Genomic DNA, 19042 nt, shown 5'->3' with positions numbered 1-19042 from the left:
TCCGTTCCGGTGGAACTTTCCCGGGCGCGTTATCGTTCGTACTCAAACGAACCACCGTCAATATCCGTCCGGGGGCCTGCGAGGGAGACACCCCCATGGCAACATTTGGCCCAACGCTTCGTCCAACCCCCGGCCTCGACGCTAACCAGCTCACGCCGTCCGAGCATCAGGTCCAGCTGCGCCGCGCGGTGATCGCCTCCACCGTCGGGACCGCGATCGAGTGGTATGACTTCTTCCTCTACAGCACTGTCACCGGCCTGGTTTTCGCGAAACTGTTCTTTCCGCATTCCGATCCCTGGGTCGGCACGCTCGAGGCCTTCGCCATCTATGCGGTCGGCTTCGTCGCGCGGCCGATCGGGGCTGCGATCTTCGGGCACTATGGCGACCGCATCGGCCGCAAGTCGACGCTGATCGCGACGCTGCTGTTGATGGGCCTGGCGACCGCTGCGGTCGCATTGGTGCCGACCTATTCCAGCATCGGCATCTGGGGCGCGGTGATCCTGACCGTGCTGCGCTTCATCCAGGGCGTCGGCGTCGGCGGCGAATGGGGCGGCTCGGTGCTGATGTCGATGGAATGGGCGCGCAACGATCGTTCCCGCGGCCTGATCGCGTCGTGGCCGCAATTCGGCGTGCCCTGCGGGCTGTTCCTCGCCAATCTTGCCGTGCTGGCTTTCAGCCAGATGTCGGGCGACCAGTTCCTGGCGTGGGGCTGGCGCGTTCCGTTCGCGCTCAGCATCGTCCTGGTCGGCGTCGGCCTCTACATCCGACTCGGCATTCTGGAAACGCCTGTGTTCAGCAAGCTGCTGGCCGAACGTCAGCTCGACCGCACGCCGATGCTGACGGTGATCCGCGACCATCCGAAGGAGATCCTGCTGTCCGCCTTCGCGCGGATGTCCGAGCAGGCGCCGTTCTACATCTTCACCGCCTTCGTGTTCTCCTACGGCGTCGGAACGCTGCACGTCTCGCGCGACTTCCTGCTGACCGCGGTGCTCGCGGCCTCGGTGCTGTCGTTCGTCTCGATCCCGCTGTGCGGGCACATCTCCGATCAGATCGGCCGCAAGAACATGTACATGATCGGCGCTGCCGTGACCGGCGTGTTCGGCTTCATCTATTTCGCGATGCTTAACACCGGATCGGAAACGATCATCTTCCTCGCGATCTTCCTGTCGCTGATTCCGCACGACATGCAGTACGGCCCGCAGGCGGCCCTGATCGCAGAGAGCTTTACTGGTCGCCTGCGCTACAGCGGCGCCTCGCTCGGCTATCAGCTTGCTTCCGTGATCGCCGGCGGTCCGGCACCGCTGATCGCGACCTGGCTGTTCGGCACGTTCCATTCGGCGATCGCGATCGCGGCCTATATCGCGGCTTGCGCAATCATCACGCTGGTCGCGACCGCGATGATGACCGACTACACGGGCAGAGACATCAATGCGCCCGAGGCGCATCAGCAGCGGGTTTGAGCAGCAAGGGAGCAATCGATGATGAAGTGGCGAAAAGAATCGGCGCTCGATCTCTATAACCTCGTCGCAGCGATCTTCCTGCTCGCCGCGCCGTGGCTGTTCGTGCAGGTCAACCCGACCGCAGCGATCGATCTCAGGATCAGCGGCGCGGCGATCGCGATCATGTCGCTGGCGGCGATCGTCGCGTTCTCGATCTGGGAAGAATGGATCAACCTGGTCGTCGGCTGCTGGCTGATCGTCTCGCCCTGGCTGCTCGGCTTCGCACATACCCGCGCGATGCATTTTGCCATCGCCGCCGGCGCGGTGGTGGCGTTCATGGCGCTGCTCGAGCTGTGGCTCGAGTACGAGAAGACGCATTTCGGCCCGGCCACGTCGCAGATCGCCGAACGGCAGTAAGATCCGCCGCCGGCGAGACCGAGGTGTGGCTCTTTGTCTTTGAGCATGGTCCTCGGGAGACCGCTTCGCAACTTTTCCGGATCATGCTCTAGCAGCCGCGGCAAATGCCTTTGATCTTGCGGTCGACAAGCGCGTCCTCCTGATCGATGACTTGCTGCGATGTCGATGTCGTCGCCGGAATATCGGCGGCGCGCGGCTGGCGATGGCCGACCGGCGCCGACCACGGCCTGCTCGCGGTTTCGTTTGACGCATAGGCGCGGGGCTGCCGGACCGCCGCCTGTGCGAAGCAAGCGGTCGCCATTGCCGCGGACATAATCGCAGCCAAGCCAAGCCGTACGCCGGGTCGTCGAAGATCGATCATGAAAATCTCCATGCCGTCATCGCCGCGTTTGCGCGCGGCCTTGATGACATGGAGTGCCCCGGTCGCTCCGGTATTCCCCGCTCCATCTGATGTGATCGGGCGCTCGCGGCGCGGTGATCGCGCGTGATGAAATAATTTCCGGGCGCGCGCGGTCCTGATCACAGGAGCCGAGCTAGGTCGGCTTCATCCACCGTACGGAGAAATCCCATGACCAAATTGACCCTCGCAGCGCTTGCGCTGGTTGCGGCAGCCGCCTGTTCGACGCAGGCGTCCGCCGCCGGCAACAACGCTGCGGTGCGGCGCGCCAATGCTTCGATGACGACAACGACGGTCAGCAGCAAGACCACCGATTGCGTGCGCGCGCCGAAGGTTGGATCGTTTGCGACCGCTCCCTTCACCGAGCCGCCCTGCATGCCCGGCACGATGCGCTGACCGCGCACAGCAAAAAGCCCCGGACCTGAGGTCCGGGGGCTTTGGGCCTTGCCTCGTCTCCCGAGGCGGTTATTCCGGTTTGCCGATCGTCACAGCGAGCTTGCCGACGCCGTCGACGCCGCATTCGAGCTTGTCGCCCACCTGCAGCTGCGAGACGCCGGCGGGCGTGCCGGTCATGATGATGTCGCCGGCGGCGAGCTTCACCTGCTGCGAGAGCTGCCAGATGATTTCAGGCACGTTCCAGATCAGCTCGGTGAGGTCGCCCTTCTGGGCTTCCTTGCCGTTGACGGTGAGCCAGATCTTGCCCGCGGTCGGGTGGCCGATCTTCGCGGCCGGCTGGATCGCCGAGCAGGGCGCGGAATAGTCGAACGACTTGCCGATCTCCCAGGGCCGCTCCTTCTTGCGCGAGGCGATCTGCAGGTCGCGGCGGGTCAGATCGATGCCGACGGCGTAGCCGTAGACATGCTCGAGCGCCTTGTCGGCGGGAATGTTCAGCCCGCCGCTCTTCATCGCCACCACCAGCTCGACCTCGTGATGCAGGTCCTTGGTCAGCGGTGGATAGGGGATGGTCGCGCCATCGGGCACCAGCATGTCGGCATGCTTGCCGAAGAAGAACGGCGGCGCGCGCTCGTCATTGCCCATCTCCCTGATATGCTCGAGATAGTTGCGGCCAACGCACCAGATGCGGCGGACCGGATAGGTGCCGGATTCGCCGACGACGGGAAGCGAGGGCTGCGGGGGAAGCGGAATGACGGTGGATGCGGCGTTCATGAACGGGTCCCGGAGGGTTGAAGGAGGGAGCGCGGGCGGTATTTACGCGCTTACGCCGCTCAGGGCTAGTGGCCGCGGCTGCATCCGGCGCAGAGGTGAGGCCAGCTTTCCGCCGAGCGCGGCCGCCTTTGGTCGACAAAGGCGGTGGTGCCCATGAGGAAATGGCTTTCGATCGGCCTGGTGCTGGTCGCCGTGGTCCTGATCGCCGCCGCGGTTCGCTTTTTCACGGTCGCCCCGGAGCGGATCGACCAGGCGCAGAACAGGGTCCAGCGCGTGGCGCTGGACATCACGCCCGGCGCAACGGCCCTGCAGGCGACGCTCGACGTAGCGGACATGCATGCGGACAGCCTGCTGTGGAAGCGTGACCTGATCGCGCGATCCGATCGCGGCCATATCGACCTGCCGCGCCTGATCGAGGGACACTACGCGCTGCAGGTGTTCTCGTCGGTCACCAAGTCGCCCAAGGGCCAGAACTATGATGCCAACGGCGCCGATACCGACACCATCACGAACCTCGCCATCATCGATCTGCAGCCGCCGCGGACGTGGTTCTCGTTGCTGCAGCGCTCGCTGTGGCATGCCGAGAAATTGCACAGCTTCGCCGAACTGTCCGCCGGACGGCTGCGCCTGATCGCAACGCCGGCCGACCTCGACCGCCTGCTCGCCGACCGCAAGAGCGGCGCGACGGTGGTCGGCGGCATGCTCTCGATCGAGGGTTTGCAGGACATCGAGGGCAACATCGCCAATCTCGACGTGCTCTATGCCGCCGGATTCAGAATGGCCGGTCTCGCGCACTTCTTCGACAATGATGTCGCGGGCTCGATGCACGGCGTCGCAAAGGGCGGACTGACGCCGCTCGGCCGGCAGGTGGTGCAGCGGATGGAGGCGATGGGCATGATCGTCGACCTCGCGCATGCGAGCCACGCGGCGGTCGCCGAGGTGCTGGCGATGGCGACGCGCCCGGTGGTCTCGAGCCATGGCGGCGTTCAGGCGACCTGCAAGGTCAACCGCAACCTCACCGACGACGAAGTCCGGGGTGTCGAGCGGACCGGCGGCGTGGTCGGCATCGGGTTCTGGCAAGGCGCGGTCTGCTCACTCGATCCGAAGGACGTCGCGAGGGCGATCGCGTATGTCCGCGACCTGGTCGGGATCGACCATGTCGGCCTCGGCTCGGATTTCGACGGCTCGACCACGACGGGCTTCGATGCCAGCGAGATCGTCGCCGTGACCCAGGCGCTGATGTCGCGCGGGTTCTCGGAGGACGACATCCGCAAGGTCATGGGCGGCAATGTCCTGCGCGTGCTGCGCGCAGGCATTGCCCGGAGGGGATGACAGGCCCTAGCCGGTGGCGCTGATCGGCGCCAGCGCCAGCGGTGACGGGTCATGGTGGTGCTGCAGGCGGAAGAACGAGGCGTAGCGGCCGCCGCGGCGCAGCAACTCCTCGTGCCGACCGCGCTCGACGATCTCGCCGCCCTCGACCACCAGGATCGCATCGGCATGCATGATGGTGTGCAGGCGGTGCGCGATCACGATCGTGGTGCGGCCCTGGCAGAGATGCTCGATCGCTTCCTGCACCTGCTTCTCGGACTCCGAGTCGAGCGCGGCGGTGGCCTCGTCGAGCAGGATGATCGGCGCGTTCTTGATCAGCGCGCGGGCGACCGCGATGCGCTGGCGCTGCCCGCCGGACAGTTGGGTGCCGTGCTCGCCGACCGGCGTGTCATAGCCGAGCGGGAAGCTCATGATGAAGTCGTGCGCGCAGGCGGCCTTGGCGGCGTCGACGATCTCCTGCTCGGTGGCGCCCTGCTTGCCGAAGGCGATGTTGGCACGGATGGTATCGCGGAACAGATAGACGTCCTGTCCGACATAGGCGGTCTGCTGCCGCAGCGACTTGCGCGACACCGACGAGATCGATTGTCCGTCGATCACGATGTCGCCCTCGCGCGTCTCGTAGAAGCGCAGCAGCAAGGCCAGCACGGTCGATTTGCCGCCGCCGGAGGGGCCGACCAGCGCGGTCACCTTGCCGGGCTCGGCGACGAAGCTCATGCGGTTCAGCACCGGCTCGCCCGGCCGATAGGCGAAGCTGACGTCGCGCAGCTCGATCCGCGCGTCGGAGAGTTTCAGCGCCGGCTTGTCGTCATCGGTCTGTTCGCTCGCCGGGCTGTCGACCACCTCGAGCAGCATCCGCGCGCCGACCAGCTGGCTGTTGAGGTCGATATTGAGCCGCGCCAGCCGCTTGGCCGGCTCGGTCGCCATCAGGAAGGCGGTCAGGAACGTGAAGAACTGGCCCGGCGTGGAACCGAGCGCCACCACGCTGTAGCCGCCATACATCAGGCAGCCGGCGACCGCGAAGCCGCCGAGCATCTCCATCAGCGGATTGGAACGGTTGGCGACGCGCGCCATCTTGTTGGCATTGCTCTCGACGGTTGCGATGTGCTCGTCGATCCGCTGCTGCATGGTGCCTTCCAGCGTGAACGCCTTCACGGTGCGGATGCCCTGCAGCGATTCCTGCATCGTCTCCATGATGTCGGCGGTGCCGGTGAACTGGTTGTAGGCGAGCCCCTTGATCCGTTTCACCAGCCTGCGCAGCATCAGCATCGCCGGCGGCACCGCCACGAGCCCGATGAACGACATCAGCGGGTCCTGCCAGACCATGACGGCGACCATGCTGATCAACATCAGGAAGTCGCGGCCGATCGCATTGACCAGCATGTTGAGCACGTCGGTGATCGACTTGGCGCCGGCGGTCAGCCGCGCCAGGAATTCCGACGAGTGCCGCTGCGAGAAAAAGCCGATGCTCTCGCTCATCAGCTTGGCGAAGAGTTGCCGCTGGTTGCTGGCGAGGATGGCGTTGGAGATCTTGTTCAGGATCACCATGTGGCCGTAGGTCGCCACGCCCTTGATGAACAGCAGCACCACCGTGATCCCGGCGAACATCGCGATGCCGGGGATGTTCTTGTCGACATAGGCCTGGTTGATCACCTGGCCGAGCACGTAGGTGGCGCCGGCCGTCGAGCCGGCCGCAACGGCCATCAGGGCGAACGCCGTCAGATAGCGGCGCCAATAGGTAATCCCTTGTTCCGTGACCAGGCGGCGAATCAGGATCGCCGCGCCATAGGGATCGTCGGTAATTTTCTTTGGAAACTGGGCCATCCGCGTTCCATTGACGGCGGGCAGCGCCGGCCGTCAGGGTTGCGGGACCTCCTTGCCCGCTTGGCGGGGCTTTTTCAAGCACAATAACTGCTTGATAACGGTTTGTTTTTTAGGCCGATTCCGCCTGTCGCGCGGAGCCTGCGCGCTCCCGGAACAGCTTCTCCTCCCAGGCCAGTGCGTGGCTCGCGATGGTCTCGAGATCGTCGTAACGCGGGGTCCAGTCGAGCAGCGAGCGGATCCTTGTCGTGTCGGCCACCATGGTCATGATGTCGCCGGGCCGGCGCGCGGCGTAGGCGACCGCGAAATTGCGCATCGAGACCCGGCGCACCGCCTCGATCGTCTCGAGCACGGAATAGCCGCGGCCATAACCGCAATTCAGCGTCACCGATTGCCCGCCGGCGCGCAGATAGGACAGCGCCGCGCGATGCGCCTCGACCAGGTCGCTGACATGGATGAAATCCCTGATGCAACTGCCGTCCTGGGTCGGATAGTCGGTGCCGAACACGTCGATCTTGGCGCGCTGGCCGGTCGCGGCCTCGACCGCGATCTTGAGCAGATGGGTGGCGCCGATGGTGGCAAGGCCGACGCGGCCCTTCGGGTCGGCGCCGGCGACGTTGAAGTAGCGCAGCACGACGTGGCTCATGCCATGAGCGGACGCGACGTCGTGCAGCATGATCTCGGTCATCAGCTTCGACGAGCCGTAGGGCGACAGCGGACGGGTCGGTGCGATCTCCGGCACCGGCACCTGGTCCGGGTTGCCGTAGACGGCCGCGGTCGAGGAGAAGATGAAGCGGCTGACGCCGCCCTTCACGGCCGCGTTGAGCAGGCTGCGCGTCGTCATGGTGTTGTTGCGGTAGTAGCCGAGCGGATCGCGCATCGAGTCCGGCACCACGACGGAGCCCGCGAAATGGATGATGCTGTCGATGCCGTGCTGGACGATCACGCCTTCGACGAGGTTCTCGTCGCCGGCGTCGCCAATGAACAGCGGCACGCCTTCGGGCAGGAACGCGGAGAAGCCGGTGGAAAGGTTGTCGATCACGACGACGCTCTCGCCGGCATCGACCAGCGCATGAACCATGTGACTTCCGATATAGCCGGCGCCGCCGGTCACGAGCACGGTCATGGATAGAGCTCTCCCGATATTCTTAACTGACGATGCTAGCGGGAGTGCGGTGAAGAGGGGGTTTCGCCGCGGCCGAACTGGCCACTATGCTTAATGTTGCGTATAGGAACTGGCACGAAACGGAGACTTGCGTGCCGATCGAGAACACACCTGCCGGCGAGCTCGAGCTCATCGTGCCCAATCTGCACCGACGCTATTCGGGTGTCACCGCGACCAACCGCATGGTCGCGCCGAAGCTCGCCAAAATGCTTCGCGCAGGCTGGCTCGGCTCGCATCGGCCCGACGGCATCGACGCGATCGGATTTGCCGATCTCCTGCACCTGTGGCGGCGCACGTCGCCGCTGATCTGGCATGCGCGGCGCAACGACGAGATGATCGTCGGGCTCGTGCTGCGCGCGCTTGGCTGGCCGCTGAAACTGATCTTCACCTCGGCCGCGCAGCGCCATCACACCTGGCTGACGCGCTGGCTGATCCGCAACATGGATGCGATCATCGCCACCAGCCCGCTGTCGGCCTCCTATTTGAAGCGCGACGCGACGGTGGTGATGCACGGCGTCGACACCGATCGTTATGCGCCGCCCGCCGATCGCGCGAGCGCCTTCGCCGAGAGCGGTCTGCCGGGGCGCTATGCGATCGGCTGCTTCGGGCGTGTGCGCGCGCAGAAGGGCAGCGACGTCTTCGTCGAGGCGATGTGCAGGCTGCTGCCGCGCTATCCCGATTTCACCGCCGTCATCGTCGGCGCCGTGGTGCCGGAGCAGTTGGCCTTTGCCAATGAGCTGAAGCGGAAGATCGAGGCAGCCGGCCTGCAATCGCGCATCATCATCACAGGCGAACTGCCGATCGAGGATGTCGTGCGCTGGTACCAGCGGCTGACGATCTACGCCTTCACCTCGCGCAATGAAGGTTTCGGCCTGACCCTGATCGAGGCGATGTCGGCGGGCGCGGCGCTGGTGGCGGCGCGCGCGGGCGCGGCCGAGTTCGTGGTCGAGGACGGCGTCACCGGCGTGCTGACGTCGCCCGGCGACGCCGACGCGCTTGTGGCCGCGCTGGAGCCGATGATGCGCGATCCGGCAGCGGCCGCGGCGATGGGGGCGCGGGCGCGCCAACGAGTTGTGGATAAGTTCAGCCTCGATGCCGAGGCGAACGCGATCGCCAAGGCCTATCGCGCGCTGACCTGAGCCAGCACCCGCTGCGCAATCTCCACGACCTCTTCGGGCGCGATGTCGCGCATGCAGCGATGGTCGTTCATGGTGCAGACCGTGCGCTGGCACGGCTGGCACGACAACTTGCTTTTGGTCTGCAGCACCGTCGCGGCGAGGCCGTTGAGGGGCGCCCAGAGATAAGGATCGGTCGGGCCGAAGATGCCCATGGTCGGCGTGCCGATTGCGGCGGCGATGTGCATCAGCCCGGAGTCGTTGGTCACAGCGACGCTGGCCGCGGCCATCGCAAGGATGCCGTTGCGCAGATCAGTGCCGGTGAGGTCGCGGACCCGCGCGCCGCCGACCGCCGAAATCTCCTGCGCCAGCGCCTTCTCGCCGGGGCCGCCGACCACCCAGACGTCGAAGCCATGTTCGGCGAACAGCCGCGCGGCTTGCGGATAATAGGTCCAGCGTTTCGAGGCGCCGACCGAGCCGGGGCCGAGTGCGATGGCGGGACCGCGGCCGAGGCCGCTACCCTGCCGCCAGCGTTCGATGTCGTCCGCGGGAACCCGGAGCTGCGGCGCCGGCCATTCCGGCGGGCGGGCGGCGCCGTCAGGCAGCGCCAGGATCGCGTTCTTGTCGATGAAGCGCGGCTGCCGCTTTTCGCCCCATCGCATCGCGTTGATGAGGCCGAACCGCACCTCGCCAAAGAAGCCGACCCGTTCCGGGATGCCCGCCAGCGCCGGCGCGAGGGCGGCCTTCCAGGTCCGCGGCAGCACCAGCGCGGTGGCGTAGTTCCGGCTGCGAAGCTCGGCCGCGAGCGCCTGCTGCTGGGCCAGCGCCAGCCGGCTGCGCGGCAGGTCGAACACGATCCCGGCGCGAACATCGGGCATATAATCGACCAAAGGGGCGCAAAGCCGGGATGTCAGAAGGTCGATCGGCCGGTTCGGCCAGCGCTTGCGGAGCACCCTGACCACGGTGTGCCCGCGCACGAAATCGCCGATCCAAACATAGGGCACGACGAGGATAGGTCTGGTATCCTCGGTGTCCTGTGTTTCGATATCAGATATTGAATCAATATTCATTTCTAAATAGGCCAGGGCCGATCGGGCGCGGCCAAGTCGGTAACCGGTTCGCGATGAGAGGTAAAGCCGTCGTTGCCTGCGACGCGGGAGTGGGGCAAAGCTGACGGCTGCAAAGGAATCTGGCGGGATTTCATCATGTTTCTGGTAACCGGGGGCGCCGGTTTTATCGGATCGAACGTCGTGGCCGCGTTGAACGACGCCGGGCGCAGCGACGTCGCGGTCTGCGATCTGCTTGGGCAGGACGGCAAGTGGCGGAACCTGGCCAAGCGCCAGCTTGCCGATGTCGTTCCGCCGGCCGAGCTTGGCGACTGGCTGAAAGGGCGGCGGCTCACCGCCGTGATCCATCTCGGCGCCATCTCCGAGACCACGGCAACCGACGGCGATCTGGTGATCGAGACCAATTTCCGTCTCTCGATGCGGCTGCTCGACTGGTGCACGGCAAATGCCACGCCGTTCATCTATGCCTCCTCGGCCGCGACCTATGGCGACGGCGAACGGGGGTTCGACGACGACGCGTCGGTCGAGGCGTTGAAGCGCCTGCGGCCGATGAACCTGTACGGCTGGAGCAAGAACCTGTTCGACCTTGCGGTCGCCGAGCGCGTGGCGAAGGGCGAGCGCCTGCCGCCGCAATGGGCCGGGCTGAAATTCTTCAACGTGTTCGGCCCCAATGAATACCACAAGGGCCCGATGATGAGCGTGCTGGCGCGCCGCTTCGACGACATCAAGGCGGGCCGCGTCGTGCAGCTGTTCAAGTCGCATCGCGAAGGCATCGCCGACGGCGATCAGCGCCGCGACTTCATCTATGTCGACGACGTCGTGCGGGTGATGATGTGGCTGATCGCGACGCCGCGTGTCTCCGGGCTGTTCAATGTCGGTACCGGCAAGGCGCGCAGCTTCAAGGACCTGATCGTCTCGGCGTATGGCGCGCTCGGGCTGGAGCCGAACATCCAGTATGTCGACATGCCCGAGCAGATTCGCGGCAGCTACCAGTACTTCACCCAGAGCGTCGTCGATCGTCTCGGGCGCGCCGGATACAATGGCGGTTTCACCCGCCTGGAAGACGCAGTCGGGGCCTATGTGACGGGCTTTCTCGATCGCGCGGATCGCTATCGCTAGTGCGGATGACGGTGACTGATGTTCGATTTTGAAGCGATCTCGCGTGCAATGTCCGGCCAGACCGTGCTCTGCGTCGGCGACCTCATGCTCGACGAGTTCGTCTATGGCGAGGTGTCGCGAATCTCGCCGGAGGCGCCGGCGCCGGTGATCACGGTCAGGCGCAGCGAGACCAATATCGGCGGCGCCGGCAACGTCGCGCGCAACATCGCCGCGCTTGGCGGGCGCTGCATCTTCGTCGGCCTGATCGGCGAGGACGCCGCCGGCACGGTGCTGGCCGAGGCGCTGGCGAAGGAGGCCGCTATCGAGACCGTGCTGGTGCGCGACGCCGCGCGTCCGACCACGCGCAAGGTGCGCTTCGTCTCCGAACAATTCTCGACTCACATGCTGCGCTCCGACTGGGAGCTCGCCGCGCCGGCCGCGCCGGTCATCGAGCAGCAGCTGATCGACGCGATCCTGCCGCGTCTTGCGCGGGCCGACATCGTGCTGCTGTCGGACTACGCCAAGGGCGTGCTCACCGCGCGCGTGATCCGCAACGTGATCGACGCGGCGCGCCAGGCGCAAAGGCGCGTCATCGTCGACCCCAAGAGCGCCAATCTCGCGATCTATCGCGGCGCGACCGTGCTGACGCCGAACCGCAAGGAATTCGCCGAGGCGACCCGCAGCCGCGCCGACAGCCACGACAGCATCGCGCAGGCCGCGCCCGATGCGATGCATCTCGCGGATTGCGAGGCGATGCTGGTGACGCAGGGCGAGCGCGGCATGACGCTGGTGACGCGGGGCGGCGAGTCGATCCACGTGCCGGCGCTGCCGGTCAAGGTGCGCGACGTGTCCGGCGCCGGCGATACCGTTGCCGCGGCGCTGGCGCTGGCGCTGGCGGGTGGCGCCGATTGGGAAGGCGCGCTGCGGATCGCGAGCGCGGCGGCGGCGGTTGCGGTCGGCAAGACCGGTACCGCGATCGTCAAGTCCGCCGAATTGCGCCGAAGGATCCTGCCGCACGCTTCGCTGGCGGCCGAGGAGAAGATCGTCCCGGCCGGCGGCGACATCGATGCACATCTCGAGGAGTGGCGCAGGCAGGATCTGCGCATCGGCTTCACCAATGGCTGCTTCGACATCCTGCATCCCGGCCACGTCAAGGTGCTGACCGCCGCGCGCGGCGCCTGTGACCGCCTGGTCGTCGGGTTGAACAGCGACGCTTCGGTGAAGCGGCTGAAGGGCGAGGGACGTCCGGTGCAGGACGAGCGCGCCCGCGCCGAGGTGCTGGCGGCGCTGGAAGCCGTCGACCTCGTCGCGATCTTCGAGGAGGACACGCCGATCAATCTGATCACGCAGGTGCGGCCGAGCGTGCTGGTCAAGGGCGGCGACTATACCCGCGAGCAGGTGGTCGGCCACGAGATCGTCGAAGCCGCCGGCGGCGAGGTGGTGCTGGTCGAGATCCTGGCCGGCCACAGCACGACGTCGCTGGTTGCGCGGGCCCGTGAGGGCAAGGCGTGAGCGCAAGCATGGCATCCCCGGCAGGCGCCGCGGCGTGTCCGGCCTGGCGCGATCCGGCGCGCTGGCAGACCGCGACCGATGTGGTCGCGGTCCTGATTGCGCTGTCGCTGCCGTGGTCGACCTCGCTGGTCGGCATCTTCGGCGTGGTGCTGCTGATCGCGATTGCGCCGACGGTCGATCTGAAGGCGTTCTGGGCGCTGCTGAAGCGGCCGATCTGCCTGGCGCCGGTCGCGTTGTTTTGCCTCGCGCTTGTCGGCACGCTCTGGTCGGACGCGGCCTGGGGCGCGCGGTTCTACGCGGTCGGGCCGACCGCAAAGCTCCTGGTGCTTCCGGTCCTGCTCTATCATTTCCAGCGCTCGGCCCGCGGGACCTGGGTGTTTGTCGCCTTCCTGGTCTCTTGCACGCTGTTGATGCTGATGTCCTGGCTGGTGCTTGCCTATCCGCACCTCGCGCTGAGGGCGCCCGCACCTGGCGAGCAGGGCGTCTTCGTCAAGAACTACATCGACCAGAGCCAGGAATTCACGCTGTGCGCGGTCGCGCTGGCCTATCCGATCGTGATGCTGCTGCGGACCAAGCGCATCCTGCCGGCCATGTTGCTGATCGCGATTGCGCTCAGCCTGTTCGCCAACATGGCGATGGTCGTGGTGTCGCGCACTGCATTGGTGACGGTTCCAATCATGTTCGCGGTGTTTGCGCTGCTCCATCTGCGTTGGCGCAGCATCGTCCTGATCCTTTGCGCGGCCGCCGCGTTAGCCGTGGTGGCGTGGTATGGCTCGCCGCAATTGCGCTCGACGGCGGAGTCATTCGAGCGCGACTACAAGCTCTACATGCAGCGCAACGAGCCGACCTCGCTCGGCTTGCGGCTCGAATTCTGGCGCAAGTCGCTCGGCTTCTTCGCCGAGGCTCCGGTCATCGGCCACGGCACCGGCGCGACGCGGGGCCTGTTCGAGCGCGTCGCGAAGGGTGGTGTGACCCAGGCTTCCGGCGAAGTGATCGGAAACCCCCACAATCAAACGTTGAACGTCGCCGTGCAGTGGGGCATTGTGGGTGTAGCGATACTGTACGCGATGTGGCTCCTGCACCTTTTGCTGTTCCGCGGCGACGGTCTCGTCGACTGGATCGGGCTTCTCGTCGTGGTACAGAATATTTCTAGTTCGTTGTTTAATTCACACATCTTCGACTTTCATGAGGGCTGGATGTATGTGCTGGGCGTCGGAGTTGCGGGCGGCATGGCGTTGAAGGGGCAATTGGGGGCCGATATGGAACCCGAACCTCCTGCTCGTCCATGATCGCTGGCAAGGGCTCTGCAGATACGCTATCAGCCTGCCAATGTCCCATCGCGAACTCCCAGTTGCCCGCAACCCGTCCATTAGATGACGCGCCTTTCACAATTCACCCTGCGCAATTTCCTGATTTTGGTGCATGACGCGCTCGCGACGACGTTTGCGTTGCTGGGGAGCTTCTATCTGCGTTTCGAGGGCAGCCTCCTTACCGATCGACTGCCGCATCTGCTGCTGATTCTGCCCTGGTTCGTGCTTTTCAGCGTTTTCGTCAGCTATTTCTCCAATCTGACCACGGCGAAATGGCGCTTCACCTCGCTGCCGGACGCGGTGAATATTCTGCGGGTTGCAGCTGTGCTGACGCTGGCACTGGTCGTGCTGGACTACGTCTACTTCTTCACCGGAACGAATTCGCAAAGCCCGGTGTTCCTCGGCCGGGTCACGATCATCCTGTTCTTCTTCCTCGAGGTGTTCGCGCTGAGCGCGTTGCGTCTCGGCTACCGCTATTTCCGCTACTCGCGCACGCGCCTGCATGCCCGATCCGACAATGCCGCGCCGGCGCTGCTGGTCGGACGTACGGCCGATGCCGAAGTCGTGCTGCGCGGCATCGAGAATGGCGCGATCAAGCGGCTCTGGCCGGTCGGCGTGCTCTCGCCGTCGGACGCGGACCGCGGCCAGATGATCCGCAACATTCCCGTGGTCGGCGGCGTCGACGACATCGAGGCGGTGATTCGGGATTTCGAGACCCGCCAGCGGCCGATCAAGCGCGTGGTCATGACACCGTCGGCCTTCGAACCCGAAGCGCATCCGGAAAGCGTGCTGATGCGCGCCCGGCGGCTCGGTGTGATGGTCAGTCGGCTGCCGTCGCTGGAGGGCGGCGACGCGCCGCGACTGACCAACGTCGCCGTCGAGGACCTGCTGCTGCGCCCGAGCCAGAAGATCGACTACGCGCGACTCGAGACGCTGGTGCGGGGCAAGTCGGTCATCGTGACCGGCGGCGGCGGCTCGATCGGCGCCGAAATCTGCGAACGGGTCGCGACCTTCGGCGCGGCGCGCCTCTTGGTCGTGGAGAACTCGGAGCCGGCGCTCTATGCGGTCACCGAGGCGTTGTCCGCGCGCGACTCCGGTCCCGAGATCGAGGGCCGGATTGCCGATATCCGGGATCGCGAGCGCATCACGCGGCTGATGAGCGAGTTCAAGCCCGACATCGTATTCCATGCCGCGGCGCTCAAGCATGTGCCGATCCTGGAGCGCGACTGGAGCGAAGGCGTCAAGACCAACATCTTCGGGTCGGTGAACGTGGCCGACGCCGCGCATGCCGCGGGCGCCAGCGCGATGGTGATGATCTCGACCGACAAGGCGATCGAGCCGGTGTCGATGCTGGGCCTGACCAAGCGGTTCGCCGAGATGTATTGTCAGGCGCTGGACCATGACCTGATGACCGAGGCAAGGGGCAAGCCGCACATGCGGCTGATCTCGGTGCGGTTCGGCAATGTGCTGGCGTCCAATGGATCGGTGGTGCCGAAATTCAAGGCGCAGATCGAGACCGGCGGACCGATCACGGTGACCCATCCGGACATGGTTCGCTACTTCATGACGATCCGCGAGGCCTGCGATCTCGTGATCACCGCAGCGACGCACGCCGTGACGCCGGCGCGGCCCGACGTCTCGGTCTACGTGCTGAACATGGGGCAACCGGTGAAGATCGTCGATCTCGCCGAGCGGATGATCCGTCTGTCGGGTCTGCAACCCGGCGTCGACGTCGAGATCGTGTTCAGCGGCATCCGTCCCGGCGAGCGGCTGAACGAGATCCTGTTCGCAAGCCAGGAGCCGACGCTCGAAATCGGCGTCGCCGGCGTCATGGCGGCCAAGCCGAACCAGCCTCCGATGTCGACGCTGCGCAAGTGGCTTGCGGCGCTGGAGGATGCGATCGAGAGAGATGACCGTGTGACCATCCGCGCCGTCCTTCAGGACGCCGTGCCCGAGTTCGGATCGAATGCCGCCTGACCGCGCCGTTCTGCGGACGCCGAGACAGGACCGTTTCGAAAGCCATTGATGCCTAGTTCTCGAAAAGTCGTGGTCGTCAGCCAGCACTATCCGCCGGACCACAGCACGACCGCCGCGATCATGTCTGCGATCGCCGAACGGATCGCGCAGGAGTCGGAGGTGATGGTGGTCTCCGGGATGCCGGGCTCGGCGCGGGCACCGGCGCCCGGGCGGCCCACCGTCGTCGAGATCAGGAACTGGCTGCCGGGAAAGGCGGCGCTGATCAAGCGCGCGCTGGCCGAGGCGCTGTTCACCGCCCGGATCTTCTTTGCGCTGTTGTCGCGCCTGAAGCGGGGCGATGTGGCGCTGACGGTGACCGCTCCCTTCGCGCTGCCCTATGCGGTTGCCGCCGCGGCAAGGTTGAAGGGGGCCAAGTCGGCGCTGATCCTGCACGACCTGTTTCCCGATGTGCTCGTGATGGCCGGGCTGCTGCGGCCGTCCTCGCTGGTCGCGCGGGCGATGCGCACGATCAATGCGCTGATGTTCCGAGCCCTGAACGCTGTCATCGTGATCGGCCGCGACGCCGAGAAGCTGCTGCTGCGATATGGCGGCATGACTCAGGACAAGATCAGGTTCATCCCGAACTGGGCCACGCTCGCGCCCGGCGACCGTCCCGTCAGCCCCGACAATCCGTTTCGCAAGGCCATCGCCGCCCGCTTCGTCGTCGGGCTGTCCGGCAATCTCGGCTTCACCCACGATCCGGACATCGTGTTCGAGGCCGCGCGGCTGTTGCGTGACGAAGGCGAGATCCATTTCCTGCTCTCGGGATGGGGCATCGGCTTCGCGCGGCTCAAGGAGCTGCAGGCCACCGCGCGGCTTGCCAACGTCACGCTGGTCGACCGCGTCGCGGACAGCGAACTCGATGCGCTGCTCTCCAGCGCGGACGTCTGGCTCATTCCCTATCGCAAGGACGTCGCCGGCGTGTCGGTGCCGAGCCGGTTCTACAATCTGCTCGCGGCCGGCCGGCCCGTCATTCTCGTCTCCGAGCCCGAGGCCGAGGCCGCGCTCACCGTCAGCGAAAACCGGCTGGGCTGGGTCGTCACACCGGGAAGGCCCGATCAACTCGCCGATGCCATCCGCCTGGCGTCGCGATCGCACGACGCCGCGATGGCCGAGCGCGCCGTCGCGACCGCGCGGACCTTCAGTCCCGAGCGGGCGCTGGCGAGCTATGCTGCGCTGATCCGGGAGCTGCTATCCAATCGCGATGTGGAGCGGACGGTATGAATGATGGTCGCCGGACGGTTCTGGTGACGGGCGCCAGCGGCTTTGTCGGCCGCCATGTGGTGCCCGTATTGGCGCGCAACGGCTGGGTGGTGCGACGCGCGGTGCGAACCGCGCCGCAGGATGCGAACGACGTGACGATCGGCTCGCTCAGCCCGGTCACCGATTGGAGCGCAGCGCTCGATGGCGTGGACGCGGTGGTTCATCTTGCGGCCCGCGTTCACCAGCAGTCCGACGAACAGGCGATAGAGCTCTATCGCAACGTCAATATCGAGGGCACGCTGCATCTGGCGCGTTCCGCGGCCGCCGCCGGCGTGCGCGATTTCATTTTCGTCAGCACGATCCTGGTGCATGGGCGCAGCAATTACGGGCGTCCCCCGTTTCGCGAGGACGATGTCCTGACACCGCGCGGCCTCTACGGAAACTCGAAGGCGGCCGCCGAGGTTGGCTTGAAGGAAATTGTGCCGGGCAGCGGCATGAGGGTGACCGTCATCAGGCCGCCGCTGATCTACGGCGCCGGCGCCAAGGGAAATTTCGCGTTGCTCAAGCGTGCCGTGATCAATCGCATGCCGCTACCGCTCGCCTATGTGAAGAATCGCCGCGCGTTCGTGTCGGCGGAAAACCTCGCGTCGTTCATCTTGCACCGGTTGTCGCACCCGGGAAGCGATTTCGACGTGTTCCTGGTGGCTGACCGTGAGCAGGTGTCGACGCGGGAATTCGTCGAGCGCCTGGCCCGGGCGGCGGATACCTCGCCGCGTCTGTTCTGGCTGCCGGCGCCGCTGTTGAAGATGGCGCTCGGGATCAGCGGCCGCAAGGAAGCCTATGACAGCCTGTTCGCCTCGCTCGAACTTGATCTTTCCAAGATCGCGGGCACCGGATGGCAGCAGCCGATCAGCCTCGACGAGGGGCTGCGGCGCGCGCTACGCCAAACGGATAGCTGAGCTGAGGCGATCAGAGCGGTCGCGAGAACCGCCGCAGCTGCCAGGCGACGGCGAGCGCACCGGCCAGCAGCAGCGCGATGTCTGCGGTGAGCGAATTGAGGGCGACCGAGGCGAATGCGAGCAGCGCCAGCACCGCGTTCAGCGCAAACACCTCGCCGACGACGCGCCACACCGTGAACCCGTTGTCGGTCGCGCGCTGGTAGAAGTGCGAGCGATGCGCGGCCCAGAAAGGCTCGCGCCGCGCCATGCGGCGAAACAGCGTGACCGTCGCATCCGTCAAATAGTACAGCGGCAGCAGCAGCGCGGCGGCGAACTGCCGATGCAGGGCGAGCTCGAGCAGGCACCAGCCGAGCAGCAGGCCGATCGGCAGGCTGCCGACATCGCCGAGGAATATCCTTGCGACCGGTCGGTTGAACGGCGCAAAGCCGAGCAGCGCGCCGCACAGCGCCGCCGCGACCAGCGCGGGAGCTGCGGGGACATAGCCGAAGCTGCCGAGCAGGGCGATCGCCACGGTGATCGGCACGGCCTCGGCCGCGGTCATCAGGTCGAGCCCGTCCATGAAGTTGACGAGGTTCACGAACCAGAGGCCGGCGATCAGCAGCAGGCCGCGTTCGAGCCAGACCGGGCTGGCCGGAACCAGCCTGAGACCATCAGGCGCGGAAAACACCACGGCCGCAACGGCGGCGGCCTGCAGCAACAGCCGCGGGACGACGGGCAGCGAGCGGATGTCGTCGGCAAAGCCCACCACCGCAATGAACAGGCAGGCCGCGAAGACGATGAACGGAATCGTCAGGTCCTGCGATCCGGCCAGGACGATGACGATCCCGCCCGCCAGCAGCGTCGCCGCCGTGACCGCGATGCCGGCACCCTGCGGCGTCGGAATACGGTGCGACGAGCGCGCATTCGGCTTCGCCAGCGCCACACGCAGCAGCAGCGGCCGCGTCGCCTGGATCAGGACAGCCGAGATCGACGCAGCCAGGACCGCTGCGATCAATGACAGGAGGATTTCGAAAGCGCTCATTGTGGTCCG

Annotated in this window: 17 protein-coding genes; 11 read left to right on the top strand and 6 right to left on the bottom strand. The window is 66.1% G+C overall.

Annotated features, from left to right (window positions below; translation table 11 throughout):
- Positions 1 to 95 precede the first annotated feature (95 nt).
- Complete coding sequence (locus QJT82_RS16600; RefSeq protein ID WP_051447932.1) at positions 96 to 1460, top strand: MFS transporter; 1365 nt, start codon at positions 96 to 98, stop codon at positions 1458 to 1460.
- 21 nt (positions 1461 to 1481) lie between these two features.
- Positions 1482 to 1856, top strand: a complete 375-nt coding sequence (locus QJT82_RS16595; RefSeq protein ID WP_259266160.1) for an SPW repeat protein — start codon at positions 1482 to 1484, stop codon at positions 1854 to 1856.
- An 88-nt stretch (positions 1857 to 1944) separates the two neighbouring features.
- On the opposite strand, the gene QJT82_RS16590 is transcribed toward QJT82_RS16595, so the two are convergent.
- Entirely contained in the window at positions 1945 to 2217 is a 273-nt protein-coding gene (locus QJT82_RS16590) for a hypothetical protein (protein ID WP_063607092.1), read from the bottom strand.
- A gap of 207 nt (positions 2218 to 2424) precedes the next feature.
- On the opposite strand from QJT82_RS16590, the gene QJT82_RS16585 reads away from it, so the two are divergent.
- Positions 2425 to 2649 (top strand): hypothetical protein, encoded by a 225-nt coding sequence (locus QJT82_RS16585; protein WP_028341608.1) that lies wholly within the window; start codon positions 2425 to 2427, stop codon positions 2647 to 2649.
- A gap of 69 nt (positions 2650 to 2718) precedes the next feature.
- Here QJT82_RS16585 and QJT82_RS16580 read toward each other — a convergent pair whose 3' ends face one another.
- Positions 2719 to 3420 (bottom strand): fumarylacetoacetate hydrolase family protein, encoded by a 702-nt coding sequence (locus QJT82_RS16580; protein WP_028341609.1) that lies wholly within the window; start codon positions 3418 to 3420, stop codon positions 2719 to 2721.
- 153 nt (positions 3421 to 3573) lie between these two features.
- On the opposite strand from QJT82_RS16580, the gene QJT82_RS16575 reads away from it, so the two are divergent.
- The gene (locus tag QJT82_RS16575; RefSeq protein ID WP_028341610.1) at positions 3574 to 4752 is read left to right on the top strand and encodes a dipeptidase; all 1179 of its coding nucleotides are present in this window, start codon (positions 3574 to 3576) and stop codon (positions 4750 to 4752) included.
- A gap of 6 nt (positions 4753 to 4758) precedes the next feature.
- Here the strand turns inward: QJT82_RS16575 and QJT82_RS16570 are convergent, their stop codons facing one another.
- Both QJT82_RS16570 and galE read right to left on the bottom strand, forming a co-directional pair.
- Positions 4759 to 6570 (bottom strand): ABC transporter ATP-binding protein, encoded by a 1812-nt coding sequence (locus tag QJT82_RS16570; RefSeq protein WP_028341611.1) that lies wholly within the window; start codon positions 6568 to 6570, stop codon positions 4759 to 4761.
- 109 nt (positions 6571 to 6679) lie between these two features.
- On the bottom strand, positions 6680 to 7693 hold the full coding sequence (galE, locus tag QJT82_RS16565) for a UDP-glucose 4-epimerase GalE (RefSeq protein WP_028341612.1): 1014 nt from the start codon (positions 7691 to 7693) through the stop codon (positions 6680 to 6682).
- A gap of 137 nt (positions 7694 to 7830) precedes the next feature.
- Here galE and QJT82_RS16560 point away from each other — a divergent pair, with 137 nt between their 5' ends.
- Positions 7831 to 8871, top strand: coding sequence for a glycosyltransferase family 4 protein (locus QJT82_RS16560; RefSeq protein WP_028341613.1), 1041 nt, complete (start codon positions 7831 to 7833; stop codon positions 8869 to 8871).
- Here QJT82_RS16560 and waaF read toward each other — a convergent pair.
- A complete protein-coding gene (gene waaF / locus QJT82_RS16555) occupies positions 8853 to 9917 on the bottom strand; it encodes a lipopolysaccharide heptosyltransferase II (RefSeq protein ID WP_028341614.1) in 1065 nt (354 codons plus the stop codon). The genes QJT82_RS16560 and waaF overlap by 19 nt on opposite strands.
- Before the next feature lie 135 nt (positions 9918 to 10052).
- Here waaF and rfaD point away from each other — a divergent pair, with 135 nt between their 5' ends.
- From rfaD to QJT82_RS16525, 6 genes are all read left to right on the top strand, one after another.
- Positions 10053 to 11033 (top strand): ADP-glyceromanno-heptose 6-epimerase, encoded by a 981-nt coding sequence (gene rfaD / locus QJT82_RS16550; RefSeq protein ID WP_028341615.1) that lies wholly within the window; start codon positions 10053 to 10055, stop codon positions 11031 to 11033.
- An 18-nt stretch (positions 11034 to 11051) separates the two neighbouring features.
- On the top strand, positions 11052 to 12524 hold the full coding sequence (rfaE1, locus tag QJT82_RS16545; RefSeq protein ID WP_028341616.1) for a D-glycero-beta-D-manno-heptose-7-phosphate kinase: 1473 nt from the start codon (positions 11052 to 11054) through the stop codon (positions 12522 to 12524).
- 8 nt (positions 12525 to 12532) lie between these two features.
- A complete protein-coding gene (locus tag QJT82_RS16540; RefSeq protein WP_028341617.1) occupies positions 12533 to 13813 on the top strand; it encodes an O-antigen ligase family protein in 1281 nt (426 codons plus the stop codon).
- 84 nt (positions 13814 to 13897) lie between these two features.
- Positions 13898 to 15811, top strand: a complete 1914-nt coding sequence (locus tag QJT82_RS16535; protein WP_028341618.1) for a nucleoside-diphosphate sugar epimerase/dehydratase — start codon at positions 13898 to 13900, stop codon at positions 15809 to 15811.
- Positions 15812 to 15859: 48 nt separating this feature from the next.
- Positions 15860 to 17074 (top strand): glycosyltransferase family 4 protein, encoded by a 1215-nt coding sequence (locus QJT82_RS16530; RefSeq protein WP_028341619.1) that lies wholly within the window; start codon positions 15860 to 15862, stop codon positions 17072 to 17074.
- Positions 17071 to 18012 carry an NAD-dependent epimerase/dehydratase family protein gene (locus QJT82_RS16525; RefSeq protein ID WP_028341620.1) on the top strand — a complete coding sequence of 314 codons (942 nt, stop codon included), beginning with the start codon at positions 17071 to 17073 and terminating at the stop codon, positions 18010 to 18012. Before QJT82_RS16530 ends, QJT82_RS16525 begins: the two co-directional genes overlap by 4 nt.
- Before the next feature lie 10 nt (positions 18013 to 18022).
- Here the strand turns inward: QJT82_RS16525 and QJT82_RS16520 are convergent, their stop codons facing one another.
- Positions 18023 to 19033 (bottom strand): glycosyltransferase family 4 protein, encoded by a 1011-nt coding sequence (locus QJT82_RS16520; protein WP_028341621.1) that lies wholly within the window; start codon positions 19031 to 19033, stop codon positions 18023 to 18025.
- Between the last annotated feature and the right edge of the window lie 9 nt (positions 19034 to 19042).

The organism is Bradyrhizobium sp. Mp19 (genome assembly GCF_029952935.1).
Classification (GTDB): domain Bacteria; phylum Pseudomonadota; class Alphaproteobacteria; order Rhizobiales; family Xanthobacteraceae; genus Bradyrhizobium; species Bradyrhizobium elkanii.
Note: the sequence above shows the minus strand (reverse complement) of the source record. Positions and strands in the feature narration are given on the sequence as shown.

Bases quoted from the DNA above. Each gene is read 5' to 3' on its own strand.
- QJT82_RS16535 (WP_028341618.1), top strand. From the start codon at position 13,898: ATGACGCGCCTTTCACAATTCACCCTGCGCAATTTCCTGATTTTGGTG.
- QJT82_RS16580 (WP_028341609.1), bottom strand. From the start codon at position 3,420: ATGAACGCCGCATCCACCGTCATTCCGCTTCCCCCGCAGCCCTCGCTT.
- QJT82_RS16530 (WP_028341619.1), top strand. From the start codon at position 15,860: ATGCCTAGTTCTCGAAAAGTCGTGGTCGTCAGCCAGCACTATCCGCCG.
- QJT82_RS16590 (WP_063607092.1), bottom strand. From the start codon at position 2,217: ATGATCGATCTTCGACGACCCGGCGTACGGCTTGGCTTGGCTGCGATT.
- QJT82_RS16595 (WP_259266160.1), top strand. From the start codon at position 1,482: ATGAAGTGGCGAAAAGAATCGGCGCTCGATCTCTATAACCTCGTCGCA.
- QJT82_RS16520 (WP_028341621.1), bottom strand. From the start codon at position 19,033: ATGAGCGCTTTCGAAATCCTCCTGTCATTGATCGCAGCGGTCCTGGCT.
- QJT82_RS16570 (WP_028341611.1), bottom strand. From the start codon at position 6,570: ATGGCCCAGTTTCCAAAGAAAATTACCGACGATCCCTATGGCGCGGCG.
- QJT82_RS16540 (WP_028341617.1), top strand. From the start codon at position 12,533: ATGGCATCCCCGGCAGGCGCCGCGGCGTGTCCGGCCTGGCGCGATCCG.
- rfaE1 (WP_028341616.1), top strand. From the start codon at position 11,052: ATGTTCGATTTTGAAGCGATCTCGCGTGCAATGTCCGGCCAGACCGTG.
- rfaD (WP_028341615.1), top strand. From the start codon at position 10,053: ATGTTTCTGGTAACCGGGGGCGCCGGTTTTATCGGATCGAACGTCGTG.
- QJT82_RS16600 (WP_051447932.1), top strand. From the start codon at position 96: ATGGCAACATTTGGCCCAACGCTTCGTCCAACCCCCGGCCTCGACGCT.
- QJT82_RS16575 (WP_028341610.1), top strand. From the start codon at position 3,574: ATGAGGAAATGGCTTTCGATCGGCCTGGTGCTGGTCGCCGTGGTCCTG.
- galE (WP_028341612.1), bottom strand. From the start codon at position 7,693: ATGACCGTGCTCGTGACCGGCGGCGCCGGCTATATCGGAAGTCACATG.
- QJT82_RS16525 (WP_028341620.1), top strand. From the start codon at position 17,071: ATGAATGATGGTCGCCGGACGGTTCTGGTGACGGGCGCCAGCGGCTTT.
- waaF (WP_028341614.1), bottom strand. From the start codon at position 9,917: ATGAATATTGATTCAATATCTGATATCGAAACACAGGACACCGAGGAT.
- QJT82_RS16585 (WP_028341608.1), top strand. From the start codon at position 2,425: ATGACCAAATTGACCCTCGCAGCGCTTGCGCTGGTTGCGGCAGCCGCC.